21 protein-coding genes and 2 tRNA genes are annotated in these 19,125 nt (G+C 66.8%); 3 read left to right on the top strand and 20 right to left on the bottom strand.

Annotated features, from left to right (window positions below; translation table 11 throughout):
• Nucleotides 1-123 precede the first annotated feature (123 nt).
• Genes AX730_RS00505 through AX730_RS00420 form a run of 18 tightly spaced genes read right to left on the bottom strand, consistent with a single transcriptional unit; the run spans nucleotide 124 to nucleotide 16,444 of the window.
• Nucleotides 124-1,359 (bottom strand): beta-ketoacyl-ACP synthase, encoded by a 1,236-nt coding sequence (locus AX730_RS00505; protein WP_062350348.1) that lies wholly within the window; start codon nucleotides 1,357-1,359, stop codon nucleotides 124-126.
• The gene (gene fabG / locus AX730_RS00500; RefSeq protein ID WP_062350346.1) at nucleotides 1,356-2,090 is read right to left on the bottom strand and encodes a 3-oxoacyl-ACP reductase FabG; all 735 of its coding nucleotides are present in this window, start codon (nucleotides 2,088-2,090) and stop codon (nucleotides 1,356-1,358) included. The genes AX730_RS00505 and fabG overlap by 4 nt, the downstream gene beginning before the upstream one ends.
• Nucleotides 2,087-2,545 (bottom strand): hotdog family protein, encoded by a 459-nt coding sequence (locus AX730_RS00495; RefSeq protein WP_232310130.1) that lies wholly within the window; start codon nucleotides 2,543-2,545, stop codon nucleotides 2,087-2,089. The genes fabG and AX730_RS00495 overlap by 4 nt, the downstream gene beginning before the upstream one ends.
• Nucleotides 2,542-3,732: a beta-ketoacyl-ACP synthase gene (locus tag AX730_RS00490; RefSeq protein WP_062350341.1), complete on the bottom strand. Its 1,191-nt coding sequence runs from the start codon at nucleotides 3,730-3,732 to the stop codon at nucleotides 2,542-2,544. The genes AX730_RS00495 and AX730_RS00490 overlap by 4 nt, the downstream gene beginning before the upstream one ends.
• Nucleotides 3,729-4,274, bottom strand: coding sequence for a DUF3261 domain-containing protein (locus AX730_RS00485; RefSeq protein ID WP_062350337.1), 546 nt, complete (start codon nucleotides 4,272-4,274; stop codon nucleotides 3,729-3,731). Before AX730_RS00485 ends, AX730_RS00490 begins: the two co-directional genes overlap by 4 nt.
• Complete coding sequence (locus AX730_RS00480) at nucleotides 4,262-5,494, bottom strand: NAD(P)/FAD-dependent oxidoreductase (protein WP_062350334.1); 1,233 nt, start codon at nucleotides 5,492-5,494, stop codon at nucleotides 4,262-4,264. Before AX730_RS00480 ends, AX730_RS00485 begins: the two co-directional genes overlap by 13 nt.
• On the bottom strand, nucleotides 5,491-7,857 hold the full coding sequence (locus AX730_RS00475; protein ID WP_062350380.1) for an MMPL family transporter: 2,367 nt from the start codon (nucleotides 7,855-7,857) through the stop codon (nucleotides 5,491-5,493). Before AX730_RS00475 ends, AX730_RS00480 begins: the two co-directional genes overlap by 4 nt.
• Nucleotides 7,850-8,479: an outer membrane lipoprotein carrier protein LolA gene (locus AX730_RS00470; RefSeq protein WP_062350331.1), complete on the bottom strand. Its 630-nt coding sequence runs from the start codon at nucleotides 8,477-8,479 to the stop codon at nucleotides 7,850-7,852. The genes AX730_RS00475 and AX730_RS00470 overlap by 8 nt, the downstream gene beginning before the upstream one ends.
• Entirely contained in the window at nucleotides 8,476-8,907 is a 432-nt protein-coding gene (locus AX730_RS00465; RefSeq protein WP_062350328.1) for an acyl-CoA thioesterase, read from the bottom strand. Before AX730_RS00465 ends, AX730_RS00470 begins: the two co-directional genes overlap by 4 nt.
• Nucleotides 8,897-10,438: an HAL/PAL/TAL family ammonia-lyase gene (locus AX730_RS00460; RefSeq protein WP_062350325.1), complete on the bottom strand. Its 1,542-nt coding sequence runs from the start codon at nucleotides 10,436-10,438 to the stop codon at nucleotides 8,897-8,899. Before AX730_RS00460 ends, AX730_RS00465 begins: the two co-directional genes overlap by 11 nt.
• On the bottom strand, nucleotides 10,431-11,375 hold the full coding sequence (locus tag AX730_RS00455) for an LpxL/LpxP family acyltransferase (protein ID WP_062350322.1): 945 nt from the start codon (nucleotides 11,373-11,375) through the stop codon (nucleotides 10,431-10,433). Before AX730_RS00455 ends, AX730_RS00460 begins: the two co-directional genes overlap by 8 nt.
• A complete protein-coding gene (locus tag AX730_RS00450) occupies nucleotides 11,372-12,151 on the bottom strand; it encodes a glycosyltransferase family 2 protein (protein ID WP_062350319.1) in 780 nt (259 codons plus the stop codon). The genes AX730_RS00455 and AX730_RS00450 overlap by 4 nt, the downstream gene beginning before the upstream one ends.
• Complete coding sequence (locus AX730_RS00445; protein WP_062350316.1) at nucleotides 12,141-13,826, bottom strand: ApeI family dehydratase; 1,686 nt, start codon at nucleotides 13,824-13,826, stop codon at nucleotides 12,141-12,143. The genes AX730_RS00450 and AX730_RS00445 overlap by 11 nt, the downstream gene beginning before the upstream one ends.
• Complete coding sequence (locus AX730_RS00440; protein ID WP_157074011.1) at nucleotides 13,819-14,370, bottom strand: COG4648 family protein; 552 nt, start codon at nucleotides 14,368-14,370, stop codon at nucleotides 13,819-13,821. The genes AX730_RS00445 and AX730_RS00440 overlap by 8 nt, the downstream gene beginning before the upstream one ends.
• Before the next feature lie 17 nt (nucleotides 14,371-14,387).
• A complete protein-coding gene (locus AX730_RS00435) occupies nucleotides 14,388-14,642 on the bottom strand; it encodes an acyl carrier protein (RefSeq protein WP_055944868.1) in 255 nt (84 codons plus the stop codon).
• Nucleotides 14,643-14,666: 24 nt separating this feature from the next.
• The gene (locus AX730_RS00430) at nucleotides 14,667-14,936 is read right to left on the bottom strand and encodes a phosphopantetheine-binding protein (RefSeq protein WP_475277074.1); all 270 of its coding nucleotides are present in this window, start codon (nucleotides 14,934-14,936) and stop codon (nucleotides 14,667-14,669) included.
• Entirely contained in the window at nucleotides 14,914-15,711 is a 798-nt protein-coding gene (locus AX730_RS00425; RefSeq protein ID WP_062350305.1) for a lysophospholipid acyltransferase family protein, read from the bottom strand. Before AX730_RS00425 ends, AX730_RS00430 begins: the two co-directional genes overlap by 23 nt.
• Nucleotides 15,704-16,444, bottom strand: a complete 741-nt coding sequence (locus tag AX730_RS00420; RefSeq protein WP_062350302.1) for a beta-ketoacyl synthase chain length factor — start codon at nucleotides 16,442-16,444, stop codon at nucleotides 15,704-15,706. The genes AX730_RS00425 and AX730_RS00420 overlap by 8 nt, the downstream gene beginning before the upstream one ends.
• A gap of 137 nt (nucleotides 16,445-16,581) precedes the next feature.
• Here AX730_RS00420 and AX730_RS00415 point away from each other — a divergent pair.
• The 3 genes from AX730_RS00415 to AX730_RS00405 all read left to right on the top strand — a co-directional run bounded on the left by AX730_RS00415 (nucleotide 16,582) and on the right by AX730_RS00405 (nucleotide 17,560).
• A tRNA-Ala gene (locus AX730_RS00415) sits at nucleotides 16,582-16,657 on the top strand.
• Nucleotides 16,658-16,706: 49 nt separating this feature from the next.
• Nucleotides 16,707-16,782 (top strand) — tRNA-Glu (locus AX730_RS00410).
• A 142-nt stretch (nucleotides 16,783-16,924) separates the two neighbouring features.
• Complete coding sequence (locus tag AX730_RS00405; RefSeq protein ID WP_083537605.1) at nucleotides 16,925-17,560, top strand: DUF4747 family protein; 636 nt, start codon at nucleotides 16,925-16,927, stop codon at nucleotides 17,558-17,560.
• Between the two features lie 307 nt (nucleotides 17,561-17,867).
• Here the strand turns inward: AX730_RS00405 and AX730_RS00400 are convergent, their stop codons facing one another.
• Both AX730_RS00400 and AX730_RS00395 read right to left on the bottom strand, forming a co-directional pair.
• Nucleotides 17,868-18,629 carry an SseB family protein gene (locus tag AX730_RS00400; RefSeq protein WP_052756066.1) on the bottom strand — a complete coding sequence of 254 codons (762 nt, stop codon included), beginning with the start codon at nucleotides 18,627-18,629 and terminating at the stop codon, nucleotides 17,868-17,870.
• Between the two features lie 2 nt (nucleotides 18,630-18,631).
• Nucleotides 18,632-18,925 (bottom strand): BPSL0761 family protein, encoded by a 294-nt coding sequence (locus AX730_RS00395; protein ID WP_223224794.1) that lies wholly within the window; start codon nucleotides 18,923-18,925, stop codon nucleotides 18,632-18,634.
• Between the last annotated feature and the right edge of the window lie 200 nt (nucleotides 18,926-19,125).

Below are 19,125 nucleotides of genomic sequence, written 5' to 3'. Positions count from 1 at the left end.
GTGAAAGTGGCGGCAGCGCCGCGGTCGTGGTGGAGATTGCCAAGCGACGTGTTCGGATGACGTGGAGAAGCACGGGCAGGCCACGGCGCAGCCCGCCCGCGCTCGTCGGTCGTCCGCGTTCGCTCACCAGCGCTTGAAGATCAGCGACGTGTTGATGCCACCGAAGGCGAAGTTGTTGTTCATCACGTAGTCGGTCTGCAGGTCGCGACCTTCGCCGGTGATGTAGTCCAGGTCGGCGCAACGCGGATCGCGCTCCTCGAGGTTCAGCGTGGGGGCAAACCAGCCCTCGCGCATCATCTGCAGCGTGATCCACGACTCGTAGGCGCCGCAGGCGCCGAGCGTGTGGCCGACATAGCTCTTCAGCGAACTGATCGGCATGCGGCTGCCGAACACGGCCGCGGTCGCCGCGGTCTCGGCGATGTCGCCGTGGTCGGTGGCCGTGCCGTGCGCGTTGACGTAGCCGATGGCATCCGGCGACAGCCCGGCATCGTCCAATGCCAGCCGCATGGCCTGCGCCATCGTGTCGGCGCTGGGCTGGGTGACGTGCTGGCCATCGCTGTTGGTGCCGTAGCCGACGATCTCGGCCAGGATCGTCGCACCACGCGCCTGCGCATGCTCGAGGTCTTCCAGAATTAGCGTGCAGGCACCCTCACCCAGCACCAGGCCGTCGCGGTTGGCATCGAACGGGCGCGGCGTCAGTTCCGGCTGGTGGTTGCGCACGCTGGTGGCGAACAGGGTGTCGAACACCGCGGCCGCCGTGGCGTCCAGCTGTTCGGCGCCGCCGGCGATCATCGCCACCTGCTTGCCGCTGCGCACGGCCTCATAGGCGCAGCCGACGCCCTGGCTGCCGGACGTGCAGGCACTGGACGTGGTGTACACGCGACCGGTCAGGCCGAAGAACACGCCGATGTTCACCGGCGCGGTGTGGCTCATCATCTTCAGGTAGGTGGTCGCGTTGATGCCTTCGGTGGTGAGGTTGTTGAGCATGCGGCCGAAGTCGCCGACGGCCTCGTGGCTGCCCGCGGACGAGCCGTAGGACACGCCCACCCTGCCGCTCTTCAGCACCGGGTCGCCCAGCAGGCCGGCCTCTTCCAGCGCCAGCTCGGTCGCGCGCACCGACATCAGCGCCACGCGCCCCATGCTGCGCGTGGTCTTGCGGTTGTAGTGCGATGGCAACTCGAAGGCTTCGGCCGGCGCCGCCAGGCGGGTGTTCAGCCCTTCGTACTTCGCCCAGTCATCCATGTGGCGCACGGCGTTGCGGCACTCGCGCAGGCGCAGGTGCACGCTGGGCCAGTCGTGGCCGAGCGGACTGATGGCACCGGCACCGGTGACCACCACGCGTCGATCGTTGCGACTCATCCGACCAGTCCTCCGTTGACCGAGATCACCTGGCGGGTGACGTACGAGGCCTGCGGCGACATCAGGAACGCCACCACGGAGGCCACTTCCTCGGGTTTGCCGACGCGCTTCATCGGGATCATCTTCAGTGCCTCGTCGACCACCTCGCCACTGACCATCTCGGTATCGATCAGGCCGGGCGCCACGCAGTTCACAGTGATCTCGCGGCTGGCCAGTTCCAGCGCCAGCGCCTTGGTCGCGCCGATGATGCCGGCCTTGGCCGCGCTGTAGTTCACCTGGCCGCGGTTGCCCACCAGGCCGGACACCGACGACAGCGTGACGATGCGGCCGGGCTTGCGCCGCCGCACCATCGGCATGACCAGCGGATTGAGGATGTTGTAGAAGCCGTCTAGGTTGGTGCGCAGCACGTCGTCCCAATCCTCCGCGCTCATCGCCGGGAAGGCGGTGTCGCGCGCGATGCCGGCGTTGCAGACGACGCCGTGGTAGGTGCCGTGTTCGCCGATGTCCGCCTCCAGCGCCTGCGCGGCGGCAGCGCGGTCGGCCACGTCGAAGGCGAGCACACGCGCCGCGCGACCCAGTTCGCGGATCTGCCCGGCCACGGCCTCGGCTTCGTCCACGCGGCTGCGGCAGTGCACGACGACATCGAAGCCGTCCTGCGCCAATCGCAACGCGATCGCCTTCCCTATCCCCCGGCTCCCCCCGGTGACCAGGACCGTATGCTGTCCACTCATCCCTGCGTACTCTCCAGATACGCCATCGCGTCCGGTGGTTCGAACACCGACACGTTGGCAGTTGCCAGTTCCTCGCCATCCCCCAGGATGCGGCAGCGGAACATACCCAGCCCATTGTCGCCCAGCAGCTCGCGGATCGCCTCCACCCGAAGTAATGCCCCGGCCGGAAACCAGGATGTCCGGCTGTCGTAGCGCCGGGTGCCGAGCAGGAAGCCGATCGACGGTTCGCGTCCCGCCGCGCGCGCGCGACAGCCAGCCCAGGCGGCGATGGCCTGCGCCATGTACTCCACGCCGACCCACGCCGGCACGCCCTCGTCATGGCTGAATGGCCCTTCCTCGGGCACGCGCAGTTCGACGGCGATGCTGTCCTCGTCCCAGGCCACGAGCCGGTCGATCAGGCGCATCGTGCCGCGATGCGGCAGTACGCGTTCGATGTCGTACAGGCGGTCCATCATCCGGCTCCGAACACCAGGACCGCATTGCTGCCACCGAACGCGAACGACTGGCTCAGCACGTGACGCAGCGGCCGTTCCGCGCGGTCGCCGGGCGCGACGAAGGCCAGCGGCGGCAACGCGGCGTCGACGGCGCCGTCCCACCAGTGTGGTGGCAGCCGGTGGGCGGGATTGTCGGCCATCGCCAGCCAGCACAGGCCCGCTTCGACGGCGCCTGCCGCACCCAGCGTGTGACCCGTAAGTGGTTTGGTCGAACTCACCGGCACGTCGCTGCCGAGTGCCGACGCCACCGCCCGGCTTTCCATCGCATCGTTCTGCGGTGTCGCCGTGCCATGCAGGTTCACGTAGTCGATCTGCGCCGGGGACAGCTTCGCCCGTGCCAGGGCCTGCCCGATCGCATCGATGGCGCCGATGCCTTGCGGTTCGGGCGCAGAGATATGGTGTGCGTCGGCGCTTTCGCCCCAGCCCGCCAGCCGCACCGGTCCAGATTCCAGCGTCATCAGGAACAGCGCGGCGCCCTCGCCGATATTGATGCCGTGGCGATGCGCGGAAAACGGATTGCAGCGCTCGACCGACACCGATTCCAGCGACATGAAGCCGCGCACGGTGAACTGGCACAGCGAATCCGCCCCGCCGGTGATGACGGCATCGACCAGGCCGGTGCGCAGCAGCCGTGCCGCGGAGGCCATCGCCTTCGCACTGGACGAGCATGCGGTGGAAATCGTCCACGCCGGACCTCGTACGCCCGACTCGGCCGCGAGAAAGCGCGAAGGCGCACCGATCTCCTGCTGCACGTAGTGGAAATCGGCTGGCCATTGCCCGTGACGATGCCAGTGCTTCGTGGCCTGCTCGGCTTCGCCGATGCCCGAGGTACTGGTGCCGATCACGATGGCCACGCGTCCCGGTCCGTAGCGCGCGATCGCCTGCTGCACCTGGTCTTCGATCTGCAGGTACGCCGCACGCAGCAATGCGTTGTTGCGACCATGAAGCTGCACGGGATGATGGGTGAGCGATGGCAGTTCGTCGGTTACCGCGCCCAGCGCGAGCCGATGGCCGGGCACCAACGCGTCGTTCATCGCGACCCCCGACGGTGCGTCGTCGCGGAACAGCGCCTCACGCACGGCCGTGGCGCCAGCACCGAGCGCACAGACGATGCCAAGATCGTTCAGGAAGATCGGGCGGCGGCTCACGGATCGACCACTCCGCCCGCCACCGACTCGATCATCAGCTCGTAGCCATCGGCGCCGTTGCGGACCCGCAACGTTGTGGCATCGACCTGTTCGCGCTGCAGCCAGACCTGTCCAAGCTTGCGCAGTTCCCGGACACCCCCGCGTTCGACCAGTTCCCATCCCTGGGGCAGTTGCGCGCGGATGGCATTCGCCGGCCACAGGCTGAACTGCACGTCGTCGAGCACGCGTTCGCCGCGTACCGCCGATGGCAACCACGCAGCGCGCTGCTCGACCAGATCCTTGCCGTCCCACTGCAGGCGCACGCCGGTGCGCCCCATGGCCTGCACCGCGAGTCTCACTTCAACCGCATCCACTTCAAGCAGTGCATCCAGTTCGCGCACCTGCGTGCCGAAGCGGAACACCAGCCGCTGCTGCACGGCCAGCTCATGGCCCAGCGTGGACGGCGCCAGGCGCAATGCAGGCAGCTCGACGACGGGCCGGGGCGGCCGTGTCGCGCACGCGGCCAGCAGCACGCACAGCAGCAGGGCGATCAGTCGCTGCACAGCTGCTCCAGCACCTGCAGGCGGCGCTGCGTATCGGCGACGTAGGGATTCTTCTTGTCCCAGGCGTAGCCGGCGAGGATCGAGCAAATCATCCGGCGGATATCCGGCTGCGGGTTCGGATGGAAGATGATCTTCTGGAAGCCACCGGCGTACCACGATTCCACGAAGCGGCGGAACGTCTGCACGCCACCACGCAGAGGTACCGAATAGTCGGCTTCCCAATCCACGGTTTCGCCGGCGTAATGGCGCCGCAGGCATTCGCTCGCCAGCTGCGCCGACTTGAACGCGATGGTGACTCCCGACGAGAACACCGGATCGAGGAACTCGCCGGCATTGCCGAGCAGCGCATAGCCCGGCCCCCACAGCGACGACACATTCGCGGAGTACCCGGTGATCTGCCGCACCGGCAGCACCGCCCACTCCGCGTTCCTCAGCAGGCGGGTCAGGTTGGGATCCTCGCCGACGATCGCCTGCAGCCGCTCGAGATCGGTGCCCTGGTAGCGGTTGAGGAACTCCATTTCCGCGACCACGCCGAGCGAGCAGCACCCGTTGGAGAACGGGATGGTCCAGTACCACACGTCGACGTGCTCGGGATGCGTGGTGATCAGGATCTTGTTGCGGTCGAAGCCGGCGTCGTGCGGGATGTGGTCGCGCACATGGGTGAAGATGGCGCCGCGCACCGGGAAGTTCGACGGCGACTCCAGCTTCAGCAGGCGCGGTAGCAGACGCCCGAAGCCGCTGGCATCGAGCATGAAGTCCGCTTCGATGACGTACTCCTCGCCTTCCGGCGAGCGCACCGTCACGCGCGGCGTCTCGCCCGGTTCGGCCGACAGCACCTCATGCCGGTACCGCACCTCCGCGCCCATGCGCTCGGCGCCTTTCGCCAGCACATGGTCGAAGTCGGCGCGCTGCACCTGGTAGGTCGTGCCCCAGCCCGCCGAGAACTTGTCGCGGAAATCGAACTCGGTGGTGCGTTCGCCGCGCACGAAGGCAGCGCCGTTCTTGTACTGGAAGCCGGCCTGCACCACGTCCTGCAACAGGCCTGCCGCTTCGATGTACTCCATGCTCTGCGGCAGCAGGCTCTCGCCGATGGAGAAGCGCGGAAACTGCTCGCGCTCGACGATCAGGACCTTGCGCCCCTGCTGCCGCAGCATCGCCGCGGCCACGGAACCGGCCGGGCCGGCGCCGATGATCAGGATGTCAGTGCGTTCGGTTTTCATGCAGCGGTGTTTCCATGCGAAGGGGAGTCATCCGGCGGAGGCCGGAACAGCGGCGACAGCAGCCAGACCAGGCCGATGCCGAACAACAGGGTCAAACCGAAGGCACGCAATGCGGGCGTTGCCGACAGGCCCAGCAGCCCGAACGACAGCCAGGTGCTCGCCGCGCCGACGCAGACCGCCAGCCAAGCGCTGGCATCGCCACGGTGTTCGACCAGGAAAATCCCGTAGTCGATGCCCATGCCGAGTAGCAGCATCAGCGCCAGCACGTTGAACAGTTGCAGCGGCTGGCCCAACCAGCCCAGCAGCGCCACCGTCAGCACACCGGCGAGCAGGGTCGGCGTGATGACGCGCCACGCCTGCGCGCGATAGCGGATCGCCAGAACCGCGAACACCACTACCACGCCTGCCAGCAGCAACCAGCTCATCATGTGGCGGTAGTGCGTGAGCAGGCGTGAAATGTCGGCGGTCCTGTCCACCCAGCGCACACCCTCCAACCCTTCCGCCTGCGTCGCGAACGTGGCCAGTGCATCCATCCGCGACAGGTCGTTGACCATCACCACCGAGGCCATGCCCTGCCCCACCTGACCAAGCCACAGGTGGCGAACGGGCAATGACGCCGGCGATGCCAGGAAGGTCTCCAGGTGCATCGCAGATGCCGCGAACTCCCCGCGTGACAGCGTCTCGCCGGTGGCAACCGACAACCGCGCGAGCACGTCCCGCTCGACACGTGCGGTCAGCGCCGCGTCTTCGTCCTGCCGGCGCTGCGAGGGTAGCCAGTCGCTCACCGCACGATGTCCGCCGACCGAGCCTTGCGCTTCCACTGCCCTCAGGCGCGCCACGAGCTGTTCCTCGCGCTGCAGCACCTGCTCCGCATCGCGTCCCTGCACGAGGAAGAACTGCGCCGGGCTGGGCATGCCGAGCAGGCGGCCGACGTCGCGCTGCTGCGCGATAAGTTCCGGCGGCGACGACTGCAGGCCGCGCAGGTCGTCGTTGCCCTGCACCCGCATCAGGCCCGGCACCGCGACGACCAGCATCACGACGGCAAGCACCGCGCCCGCACGGCGACTGGCCACCCGCGGCCAGCGCGTCAGCGTGCCCCCCAGCCAGCGCGAGAATCCCGTTGTGCGCACCTGGCCACCATCGAGCCAAGGGAAGAAGAAGATCACCGTCAGGAAGGCCGCCGTCAGACCGACCACCGAGAACAGTGCCATCTGCCGAAGGCCGGGGAACGGCGCCAGACCGAGCGCCAGGTAGGCCATGGCGCTGGTCAGCAACGCCAGCCACAGACCCGGCAACAGGTGCCGCAGCAGCGACCAGCGACGTTCGCTGGCCACGCCCTGGCGCGAGGCGAACCAGTGGATGCCGTAATCCTCCGCCACGCCGACCAGGCTTGCGCCGAAGATCAGCGTCAGCAAGTGGACCTTGCCGAACACCAGCACGGTCACCGTCAGCGCGACAGCGCAACCGACCAGCAGCGACAGCGCCACCAGCAGCAAGGGACGCAGCGAGCGGAATGCGAGCCACACCAGCAGCAGCACGGCGGCCAGTGATCCCCAGCCGATGGTGTTGATCTCACGGTTGGCCTGCACGGCGGCGGATTCGGCATGCAGCGGCACACCCGCCTTCAGCACGCGGAGATTGGCCGTCGCCGCCGTCGCCGCGGCGGTCGCGTGGTCCAGTGTGTCCTGCAACTGGCGTTCGCCATCGAGCCTGAAGGCCGATCCACGCAAGCTGAGCTGCAGCACGGCCCAGTGACGTCCTTCCGCCTGCAGCAACCCGTCGCCATCCAGTGCCATGCCGGCGGCCGCCGCCTGCGCCTGCCACCACTGTGTCCACAGGCCGAGCGGATCGTTGCGCCATTCGGTCAGCCGGGGCGCGCCCATCGGCCCGTACAGCGCCGCCAGCGCGGCGTCGGCCAACGCATCCGTGGAGGTCCGCGCCAGCATGTCCCGCTGGGCCGGCGTCAACAGACGATCGCGATAAGGCGCCAGCACATCGCGCGCCTGCGCGAACCAATCCTCGGGCGACCGTGCGGTTGCCAGCAACGCCTGCGAGGCCGGCTGCGCCATGTGGCGATCGAACGCTTGCCGCGCCGCCAGTGCACCTGCCGCATCCTTCGCGCCCAGCATGACCACGATGTCCCGCGAACTGTTTTCAGCGATGCGACGGGTGGCATCGGCGACTGTCTGGTCGCCTGCTTCGCGGGGCAGCAACGCCAGCACGTCGGTGTCGATGCGAGGCGATTGCCAGAAGGTCCAATGGTGCCAAGCCACGGCTGCAAGCACCCATAGCCACGCCAGCGCCAGCCAGCGCCAGCCGCGCAGCGGTCGGCTTGCGTCCGGGAAAAGCGGCGAATCAGTCAAACTGCGCAGCCTCGTCACGCGACAACGTCGCAGGCGCCTCGCTCATGCCGCTGAAGCGAAGGCGCGTCAGATCGCCGTTCGCTTCGCGCATCTCCACTTCGCGGACATAACGATCACCCGCCAGCCGCACCGACGTGAATGCCTGCGCCAACTGTCGCGAGCGTGGTGCCAGCGTCATCCGCCAACCGTTGCCCGCCTGCTCTTCCTTCACCTCGAAGGCCGATGTCAGCGCCTTCATGTCGCCGCTCATCAGCGCGAACATCATCGCGTTGACGCTGCGCAGGCCAGGCTGCTGCTTGCCGTCCACGTCCACCCGGCGGCTGCCGTCGCGCTGGCGGCTGAGGATGCGGTCCTGGGTGATGACGATCTCGGACGGGAACGGCGCCGTCGTGGTCCAGACCACGCCCTTGTCGCGCGCCAGCAGGAAGCGGCCGTTCGAGCGCAGCGGGTTCTTGAAACCGGCGACCTGCTTTTCCTGGCTGAATTCGCCTCGCAGCACCGGCACCTGCGCGACCTGTGCGCGGACCCGGGCGAATGGTTCGGCCGCCGTTGCAGGCAGGAGTGGAGCGACAACGCCGAGCGTCAGCACGCAGGCGGACAGCCATCCGCGGATCGTCTTCATGGTACTTCGACTCCCAGCCGCTGCCAGAGCACAGGCGGGCACAGATACAGCATCTCGCCTGAAGCGGCATCGACCGCCACCTGGATCGTATGCGCGCGCGTCAGTACGGTCCCGCTCGACGCATCACGGATCTCGTAGTCCAGCTTCAGGCGGTTCTCCCACTCGCTGATCCGCGCCGCGATCACCAGCGGCTGCGCATAGCGCAGTGGCCGGATGTACTTGATGCGCGCATCGACCACGGGCCACAGGTAGCCGGAAGCCTGCATCTGCGGGTAGTCGTAATCGAACGTCTCCAGCAGGGCGCAGCGGGCGATCTCCAGGTACTTGAAGTAGTGCCCGTGCCAGACCACCTGCATGGCGTCGCAATCGTGGAAGGCCGGGCTCAGGCGGACTTCGATCGCCAGGTCATCGCGAAGGTCAGCCGGCATAGACGGACCAGCGTTCTTCGCGGATATCGACCAGCAGCTGGCGCAGTTCGCCATCCAGGGCGCGGTCTTCCTCGACCAGCGCGATGCGCTCACACAGGTCGCCGTACATGCCGGCCGGGCCATCGCCCAGAGTGGATTGCAGGCCGACCCGCTCGCGCAGCGCCAGCGCCTGGCGCGCGGCGATCAGCATGCCGGCAACGACCTGCTCGGTCAGTTCGATCACGCGCAGGCAGTCGCGCGCGGCGATCGTGCCCATGCTGACCTTGTCCTGGTTGTGGCACTCGGTGGAACGGGAAAACACCGAGGCCGGCATCGTCAGCTTCAAGGCTTCCGCCGTCCACGCCGAGACGCTGATCTGCAGTGCCTTGAGGCCATGGTTGATGGTGGCACGCGGTCCCGTCGCACCGGAGAGATTCGCCGGCAGGCCATGGTTGTAGCGCGCATCGACGATCAGCGCGAGCTGCCGGTCCAGCAGGTCGGCGACGTTGGCCACCGTGTTCTTCAGCGAATCCATCGCGAAGGCGATGTGGCCGCCGTAGAAATGGCCGCCATGCAGGATCTGCTCCCGGTCGGGATCGATCAGCGGATTGTCGTTGGCGCTGTTGAGTTCGGTTTCGATCAGCTGGCGCAGGAACGGCAGTGCGTCCTCCAGCACGCCGATCACGTGTGGCGCGCAGCGCAGCGAATAGCGATCCTGCAACCGCTGTTCGTTGCGCGGCGGGCGATCGCTGTGCAGGTCCTCACGCAGCCGCTGGGCAACGCGCGACTGGCCGGGATGCGGTTTGGCCGCGAACAGCACGGCGTCGAAGTGGTGGGCGTTGCCATCGCTGGCGAGCACGTTGAACGCGGTCAGCCGGGTGGCCAGGCGCGACAGGTATTCCGCACGCTGGAACGCCAGGCAGGCCAGCGCGGTCATCACGGCGGTGCCGTTCATGATCGCCAGCCCTTCCTTCGGGCGCAGCGTCAGCGGCGCCATGCCGATCTCGGCCAGCGCCTCGCGCGCCGGACGGCGCCGACCGTCGTGCATCACCTCGCGCCCGCCGCACAGCACCGCGGCCACGTAGGACAGCGGCGTCAGGTCGCCGCTGGCGCCCACCGAACCTTCCGCCGGGATCAGCGGCAATACGTCGTGGCGCAGCAGCGCCTCCAGGCCTTCCAGCAGCGGCACGCTGACGCCGGACATGCCACGCACCAGCGACGCCAGCCGCGCGGCGAGCACGGCGCGCGTCTCGGTTTCGTCGAGGAAGCGGCCCAGCCCGCAGCCGTGGTAGGTGTAAAGATGATGCGGCAGTTCAGCGACCAGCGCCGGCGGAATGTTCACCGTGCAGGAATCGCCGTAACCGGTGGTGACACCGTAGATGACGCCCTCCTCTTCCAGCAGGCGGCTGAGGAAATCGGCGCCGCGTGCGATCCGCGCACGAAACTCCGGATCGTCCGACAGCACGGCAGGGGCCCGCCGGTGCGCGAGTGCGACCACGTCCTCGATGCGCAGTGGGGCGTCGCCGAACACGGGCGCCACGGTTTCATTCATTGCGGGCGTCATGCGTTACCTGATCCCAGAAGGGGTAGAAGTTGAACCAGTCGTACGGCGACAGGCGGACCTGCTGTTCCATCCATGCCGAGAACTGTGCAGCGTAGCCGGCCAGGGCCGCATCGCGCGAGCCGCGTGGCAATTCGACGCGTGCGGCAAAGCTTTCCAGTCGCACGTGGTAGCCGTCGCCCTGGTGGGTACAGGCCATCGTGAACACCGGACATTTCAGCGCCGCGCCCAGCACGTAGGCGCCGATGGGAAATGGCGCGTCGTGTCCAAGGAACCGCGCCGTGACGGCGCGACCGCCGCGCAACGGAACCCGGTCGCCGGCGATGGCGACGAACTCACCCCGCGCCACGCGCTCGGCCAGCTTCACCGCATCCGCCGGCCCCAGGTCGGTGACCTGCAGCAGTTCCACGCGGCTGCCGGCATCCAGGCGCCGGATCAAGCGATTGAAGCGTTCGGCATGCGCGGTGTGCACCAGTGCCGTCAGCCGGAAACCCGGCACCTGGTCCGCCATCACCTGGCACAGTTCCAGGCAACCGAGGTGCGCGGTGACGATCAGGCCACCCTCGCCCGCGGTCACCCGCGCCAGTACGTCCTGCCGCTCCATCCGCACCTTGTCGACCGGATAGCGCTGGCCGAGCGCGAGGATCTTGTCCAGCATCGTCTCGGCGAACATCGCGAAATGATGCAGGCTCTGCCACATGCCGGGATGCGAGACCGGCTGACCCTGGAAGGCATGTGCACGTCGCAGGTACTGCAGTGATGCGCGACGCGCGGTGCCGTTGAGTAGCCAGTGGACGAACACCACCGGATACACGCACACGCGGAACGGCCAGCGGCCCAGCCAGCGGTGGATCGCGCACAGCAGCAGGATGCCGCGGACCGACGTGGATTCGCCGATGTCGGCCCAGTGCTCGCTGCGCCCGCTCATGCCATGGCCTCGGGCGCGCGGCGCACGAGCAGGCGCGGCAGCCGGCGCAGCATGCCGAAGAACAGGCGCGTATGCATGCGGCTGATGCGCACGTTGTCGCGCCAGATGTCGAAGTGGGACACGCCGTCGAGCGGATACGTCACGCGCGTGGGCACGTTGCGTACCCGGATGCCGCGCCAGAACAGGCGGACCAGCACCTCGACGTCGAAATCCATGCGTCGGCCGATCGTCTCTTCGTCGATCAACCGCAGCACCGGCGGCAACGGATAGACACGGAAGCCGCACATCGAATCGCGGATGGCGAAGGACAACGTGTTGATCCACACCCATACGTGGGTCAGGTAGCGACCATAGAGCCGCCCCTTCGGCACGCTCTCGTCGTACAGCGGCACGCCGCAGATGACCTCGTCCGGGTGCGCCTGCGCATCGGCGAGGAATCGCGGGATATCGGCGGGATCGTGCTGGCCGTCCGCGTCGATCTGCAGTACGTGCGAATAGCCCTCTTGGCCCGCCTGGCGGAACCCCGCCAATACCGCCCCGCCCTTGCCCTGGTTCACCGACAGCCTCAGCAAGCGCACGTGGGCCGCATGCAGCGCCGCCAGCCGATCCAGTTCACGTGCACAGACATCGCCCGACCCGTCATCCACCAGCAGGCACGGCACGCCGGTTGCGATCACGCCGTCCACCATCGTGGCGATCGCGTGTTCATGGTCGAACACCGGAATCACTACCAGCGGTCGGAACGCGAGCGATGCGGGCACGGCATCATTCCCCATTCGCGAACACCACGCGGCCGCTCGCATGCGGGCCGTGCACGGAGGTGTAGCGGAACGCCAGCGTCATGCGCTCCGCCTGCCATTCGAGATCCAGCCGGACCAGGTCGCCGGGCCGTGCGACGCGCTGGAACTTCAGTGCTTCCATGCGCAGGAAACGGGGCGGTATCGCGAACACCTCGCGGGCCAGCTGCACCGCCCAGTCGAGTTGTGCCACGCCCGGCAGGACGGCCGCCTGCAGGAAGTGGCCGTCGAACACGGCCAACGATGCGTCCAGCGGCAATTCCACCTGGGCGCGGGCAGCCTCCCGCAGCTTCCATGTCGGCGTGGGTCGCTCCGGGCGGAACAAGGCCGTCAAGGATGCTTCGGTCACCTTGCCCTGCGCATTGCTGGGCAGTGCCGGCACGAAGCGCCAGCGACGCGGACGCGTCACGGCATCCTGCGTGCGGGCGAGATGACGCGACAGCCCCTGCGCCAATGCGCGGCGTGCCGCGGCATCGTCGGGCACAGGCGTGCCGTCCGCCGTTGCGACGACGGCCGCCAGGGTGCTGCGCGTGCCACCCAGCAGGACCACGCGCACGTCGCTTACCGCGGGATGCGCGCGGATCTGGCGCTCCAGTGCATCCAGCGAGACGCGTCGCTCTTCCACCTTGACGATGCGGTCCGTCCGGCCGAGCAGGCGGAACCCGCCAGCGCCGTCGGGCTCGGCGCGGTCCTGGCTGCGCCACCACACGGCATCGGCCAGATGTGGCGAACGCACCTCCAGTGAGCCGTCCTGCACGCGCCAGTCGACGCCGGGCAGCGGGCGCCACGCGGGCTGCTCCTCGTCCCAGCGGCGCCACGCCATGCCACCGGTCTCGCTGCTCCCCAGGATCTCCGTCGGCGGCACGCCGAGCAGGCGGGCGGCATCGTGTGCCGCCTCGGCAGGCAGTGCGCCCCCGGACGAAAACACAGCGCGCAACTTGCCGTGCAGCGATGCCCACGACAGCTGTGCCGGCAGACGCTTCAGGTGCGCGGGGCTGGCGACCAGCACCGCATCCTGCCCGTCCATCGCCGCCAGCAGGTCTTCGGGAAAGAACGCCCGCGACACGATCGCGCGCCCGGCCGCGAGCGGCCACAGCACCCGGAACAGCAGGCCGTAGATGTGCTGGTGCGACACGGTGCCATGCACCGCGACGCCATCGAGGCCGCTGCCAAGCGCCGCTTCCAGCGCATGCACCTCGGCGTCGAGCTGGCGCAGCCGCTTCTCGATGGCGACCGGCTCACCGGTACTGCCCGAGGTGAACACGACCAGGCGCGTGGCGTTCGCATCGAGCGCTCCCGCCGCGGCATCGGCATCCGGCGCGTGATCCGGCGTCGGCATCTCGCTGTCGATCCAGTCGCCGACGAAGCCGTCCACCCGTGTCCGCAGGCGGGACTGGGTGCCGGCCAGCGCATCGCCGGGCAGCACCACGGTCTTGCCGGCGTGCCATGCACCGTAAAGCGCTGCGGCAAAACGCGCGGCGTCCTCGAAATGGAGTGCCCAGGTATCGCCGGCACGTGCTCGGAGACTCGCCTTCCAGCGCAGCACATCGCGGTGGAAGTCCGCATGGTCCGCAGACGCGGCGCCTGCGGCAAGGAATGCGCGTCCCGGCAAGGGTCGCACGGCGACGTCGGCGAGCGAGCGCCACTCAGCCATGCCGGTACCCCGCCTTCACCCGCTGCCGCACCAGCCATTCGGCCCCGAACAACAGGCCGATCAGCGCGTACGCGATCAGGCCGTTGTAGAGCGCCCAGGCGCGGTCCGACATCCACAACGCCGTGACCAGCGCGAGCGCGCCATTGAAGACGAAAAAACCGCACCACACCTGGGTGACGCGGCGCGTATAGGCCACGCCGGCCGGCGGCAGGTCGGGTTCCGTCATGCGTGCGATGCGTTCCACCGCCGAGGGCGGGAACACCAGGCTGGTCGCGAACACCACCAGCATCACCGCATTGATCAGCGCCGGGTACAGCTTCAGCGGCAGCGCCTCATTGAAGGCCGTGGCCAGTGCCGCCAGTATCGCGGCGCCGGCGGCGGCGACCAGCCAGATGGCCTGGCGGGTCGCGATGGCACGAAGCACGGCGAGGACCAGCAGCAGCACCGCCAGCCAGCGCGGCTCGAAGCGGCCCATCGCCCAGTACACCACCAGCGGGTACGCCACCGACAACGCCACGAAGATGGCCGCGCCTATCCGGGACACGGGAACGCGGCCTGCGCTCAGGCGGCTTGTTCGCGGATCAGGCCGTACAGCACGTCCACGATGTCCTGCACCGTGCGCACCGACTTGAACGCATCCGGCTGCAGGCTGCGCCCCAGCAACGGTTTGAGCTGCACGATCAGGTCGACGGCGTCGATGCTGTCGATATCGAGGTCGTCGTAGAGCCGGGCCTCGGGCGTGATGCGCGCGGGCTCGATCTCGAAGCTGTCATGCAGGATCGTGACGATCCGGTCGAAAAGTTCATTCTTGGTCATCTTGCCTGTCCTGCCCGTCGGTGCTCAGGCCTTGCCCTGCGAGGCGACGAAATCCGCCAGCGCACGCACGCTGGCGAAATGCCGGCGGGTTTCCTGCGAGTCGGCGGCGAGCGCCACGCCGTAGCGCTTCTGCAGCGCCAATCCGAGTTCGAGCGCATCGATCGAATCCAGGCCGAGCCCTTCCACGAACAACGGCGCGCTGGTATCGATGTCGTCCGGTGAGATGTCCTCCAGCGACAGCGACGAAATGATCAATTCCTTGATCTCGTGCTCAAGTGCCTGCACGCGATGGATCTCCCGCAAAGTAGTTGGCCAGATGTTCCGTGAGCCGCCGGGCTGCCAGCGCTTCTCCCCCTGCCGATGGGTCCGTCCCCTGCGTTCCGTTCAGGAACGGGGCGATCGGCAGGTCTTCCTGAACGTCGATCACCATGTGGAACCGCACCGGCGGCACACGATACCACTTATCCCCTTTCCCAAGCGTCGGCGGCACACAGCGGATACGCACGGGGGTGATGTCCAGACGTCCACGAATCGCGATGTTGGCGGCGCCACGCTGCAGCTTGATGGGTTCGCCGGGACGCGTGCGCGTGCCCTCCGGGAAAATGACCAGGTTGCCGCCCGCTTTCACAGCGGCGATGCAGTCCTCGACCAGTCCCGCGCCATCATCGTTGGCGACATAACCGGCGGCCCTGACCGCCCCCCTCATGAACGCGTTGCGCGCCACCGCCGACTTCACGACGCAGTCGGCATTGGGCAGCAGCGAGATCAGCAGCACCACGTCGATCAGGGTCGGATGATTGGCCAGGATCAGCAGGCCGTCGCGCTGCAGGCGCTCGCGCCCGCGGATCTCGTAGGTCATCACGCCCAGGCGCCGCATCAGTTCGACATGGCCCGCGAAGCTGGCCTGCACCACGCGTCGCGCGCAGCGACGTCGTCGTTCTTCATCGCGCACCACGAGGAGCAGCACGGGCAGCACGCACGCCCCCAGGAACAACCCTCCCAGCCCGAAGGCGAGGAAGCTCAGCCCCGTGCCAAAAACGCGCCAGGCATGGTCCAGCCGGTCAGACATCTCGGCGCCAGCGCCACACGGAGCCCTCTCCTGCAAGCCTCAGTTCCGGCTCGCGGGACAGGAAGAAGCGCAGCACTTCTAGGCCGTGCGGCAGCCCCGTAGCGACGTCATGGCCAGGTTGTTCGGGCTCCCATGCCAACCGGTAGGTCGGGGCGTCCGCATCCGTGCCCGCTGCGGCGAGGCGCCAGCACCAGGCGAAGCCGGCGTCGGGTTCGTCCGCGAAGTCCGCATACACGGCAGGCAATGGCGCGTCGTACACCACCACCAGCACCTCGCGCGCGCCGTCGGCCAGCAAACCGGCGGCCTCCACGCAGGCCGCCTCGACCGTCGCCATGCCACCCGCCAGCGCGATGTAGTTGCCGCGTTCGCGGCGCAGGATCGAATACAGCGCTGCGATGGCGTTGTGGACCGACAGTCCGAACGTCGTCGGCGATGGCGGTTCGTCAGCGGCGAGTGCTTCGAGCAACTCCATTGATCGCCCGACATCGCCGTGACGCGATGCGAACACCAGCGGCACACCGCTTTCCTCCGCCTGCTGGCACCAGCACGCTGTCTGGATCGCCATGCGTCCCAGCCTTTCGATGCGCCGCCGCTGCATGGCGGGCACCTCGGTGAGGGCAGGCATGTCATTGCCCGACGGCGCCCAAGGCGCAGCGGCCCACGCGCGCCATGCACCGTGGTCCACCAATCCCGGCGCCCACGCCGCCCACGCCTTCACTGAAAAACCGATCATCCGCTGCACAATGCCTATCGATTCGAACGCGCCTATTTCACCCGCATGCCCTGGCATGCGCCAGTCGTGAAATTTTTCGTAACGGAAGCTTGCGCATCCGGAAGAGGCTGGCTATTATTCCGCTCCTGCCAGCACGTGGGGCCATAGCTCAGCTGGGAGAGCGCCTGCATGGCATGCAGGAGGTCGGCGGTTCGATCCCGCCTGGCTCCACCACTTCCGGTCAATAGGCCGTCCGGAAAGACAACTGGTAACACTTTCGTGCGTCCCCATCGTCTAGAGGCCTAGGACATTACCCTTTCACGGTAGCGACCGGGGTTCGAATCCCCGTGGGGACGCCAACTTTATCAAGTACTTAGGGCTGCCGAGAGGCGGCCCTACTTTTTTTCCGGAGTCCTTCCGGAATTGAGGCCGCCCGCCCTTCAGTACGACGAGGAGTCGACTTGTTGGTATCTTGGCCCCTACAAGGATCGAGGGGGTCGCATGGAACGTACGCTGCGCTTGGGCGCATTAAACATCGTTACTCATCCACACAGTGCGCCGGGCTACCAGAGACTAATTCAGTTGGTCCGAAACCGGCGCATGGCATCCCGCATCAGAGGGGATCGCTTCGGACTACTGACGTTCCTATCGCTGGCGGAAAAGCCGCGTGCCGCCGGCGCATTTGTCCAGGGATTGATCGGCACTTTCACCCAGATCAAGAAAGACGGGGACTGGATCAACCTTACCACCGGCAAGAATGCCGACGCCGATGAGCTCGGGAAGATTTCAATCCCGGATGGCCTGAGGCCGAACCCGAAGTACTTCAGGTTTCGCTTCTACCTAAAGGAGCATCTGTTCATCTTCGAGACTGGGAACGGCGGATTGCGAATGACGCCCAGGAACGCAAAGGCTCTGTTTGACCGTCAGTTCTCCGCTGAGAAAGTTCTAGAGGAGTTCGGGAAAGTCGAGGTGACTTGCATCCCCAAGAGGAGCCAAGTCGAGACTATTCTCAAGGATCCCAACCTCAGGCATCTTCACCTGGTGATCCACGCACCAAACCCTGACGATGGATCCGCTGCGGAACAGGCGTTCATGAAACGTCTCAATAGCATGAAGAGGGTCGGCAGGGATTCGTGAGAAAAACAGCCGAATCGGCTCTAACACCATGATTCAACGAGGAAAGCCTCGACGTCAGGCAGTTCGTGGATTTCAGACCTAGGCTTGATCGAACCAGAAGCCGCGTGACACAGGCATTCCTGGAGTACTGCTCAGGAAGGCTCCGACCATCGCCTGATCCATTGCAGTAGTTCCTCGTGCGGGATCGTACGTCCAGCGTCGACGTCGGCCATACCCTCGCGGGTCCGCCGATCCTTCTCTTCCTCGGTCAATTCCGGAAGGAGTGCTAGTAGCTTGTCTTCAGGGCTCATAGGCCGATGAGCTGCGCTCAAGTTGGCTTGATTCTCGTGAATATGGGCAGGATCTGGGGATCATCCAAGCCCGCCGGCAAAGGCAGCGATACGTCATGGACCGCCAAGTCGATGATTACGTCCAAATCTGAGCATAAGGGCTGTATGGCGGTGGTCACCAGACGAGCCGCCCGCTCGGCGAAAGCCAGGTCGACCACCAACCAGATCAACAGACCGGGAGGCTGTTCGACGCCCCCTGACGAGTGAGTTTCCAGGAGATACGCCGACGAGACGAAGTCGGCGTGCTCAAGGCTGCCGCTGATGGCCGGAGCGAGCCAAGCCGGTGCGGCCTGGGCAGGTCTAACCGCGAACTCCGCCGGCGCCAGCCGTTCCACCCTGGCCAGAAAGCCCGTATCCAACAATGTCGCAACCTCTTCCGGGTACAGGACAACGCCGCCGTCGTTGGGATTGAGCATCAACGTCGCGCCGCGAGTACCGGTTAGCAGCTCACGGCCTGAAACTCCCAGAATTCTGACAGCAGCCGAGCTGGCCGCCTGCGCCTTGTCGAGCGAGGTAAAGAAAGGGATCGCATCGAAACCGTCAGGATGGCGGAACTGGACGAGGCGCAGTGTCCGCGCGTCGTCCGAGACGGGCGCATGCACGTACACGATCGCATCCATCAGTCGCTTGAAGAATGCGCGTTCCTCGGCTGCACTGTCGCGGGCCCGTTCAAAGGAAGCCTCCAGCGCTGTCTCCGCAGACGTAGTCCCTCTTCCACGCGGCCTGCTCGGTTGCTTCATGGTCAAATGCGATGAGGGCCAAGCGGGTACCCGGAGAACCAATCCGCCTCAATCTCGCTGCTCAGATAGGGTCGCACGAAGGCCGACTGGGTCAGCGCTCGCAGCCGCTCTTCGTGCTCAGCAATCGCCTCGATGTCGCTGACGGTTGGATAGTGCCGCAGCAGTCGATATGCCTCTTGCCGCACCTCTTTGGGCACGGCTTGGCTGGCCGCTAGCTGCCTGAGGAATGCGCCCGCCTGCAGCACATTGCGGGTGCGCTCAGATGGCATCGTCATGACATCAAGAATGACTAGCACTAAGGAATGCTTAGCTTATCGCGCTTGTGGCCGGCCAGCGCACGGTGCAACTACAGGCCTTGTGATTCCTCAATTAATGTAATATAATCAATAGCTTACTTCGCATAACGTCGCTTATGTAAAACCGCGGCGTGGCCGGCTTGGTGAGTCTGGTGTTTGAATGGCTCCGCCCTTGATCGGTGTCTTGCTCACGTTGCGGC

The organism is Pseudoxanthomonas mexicana (genome assembly GCF_001556105.1).
GTDB lineage: Bacteria > Pseudomonadota > Gammaproteobacteria > Xanthomonadales > Xanthomonadaceae > Pseudoxanthomonas_A > Pseudoxanthomonas_A mexicana_A.
The sequence above is the reverse complement of the archived record's forward strand: the minus strand, read 5'-3'. Positions and strand labels throughout refer to the sequence as shown.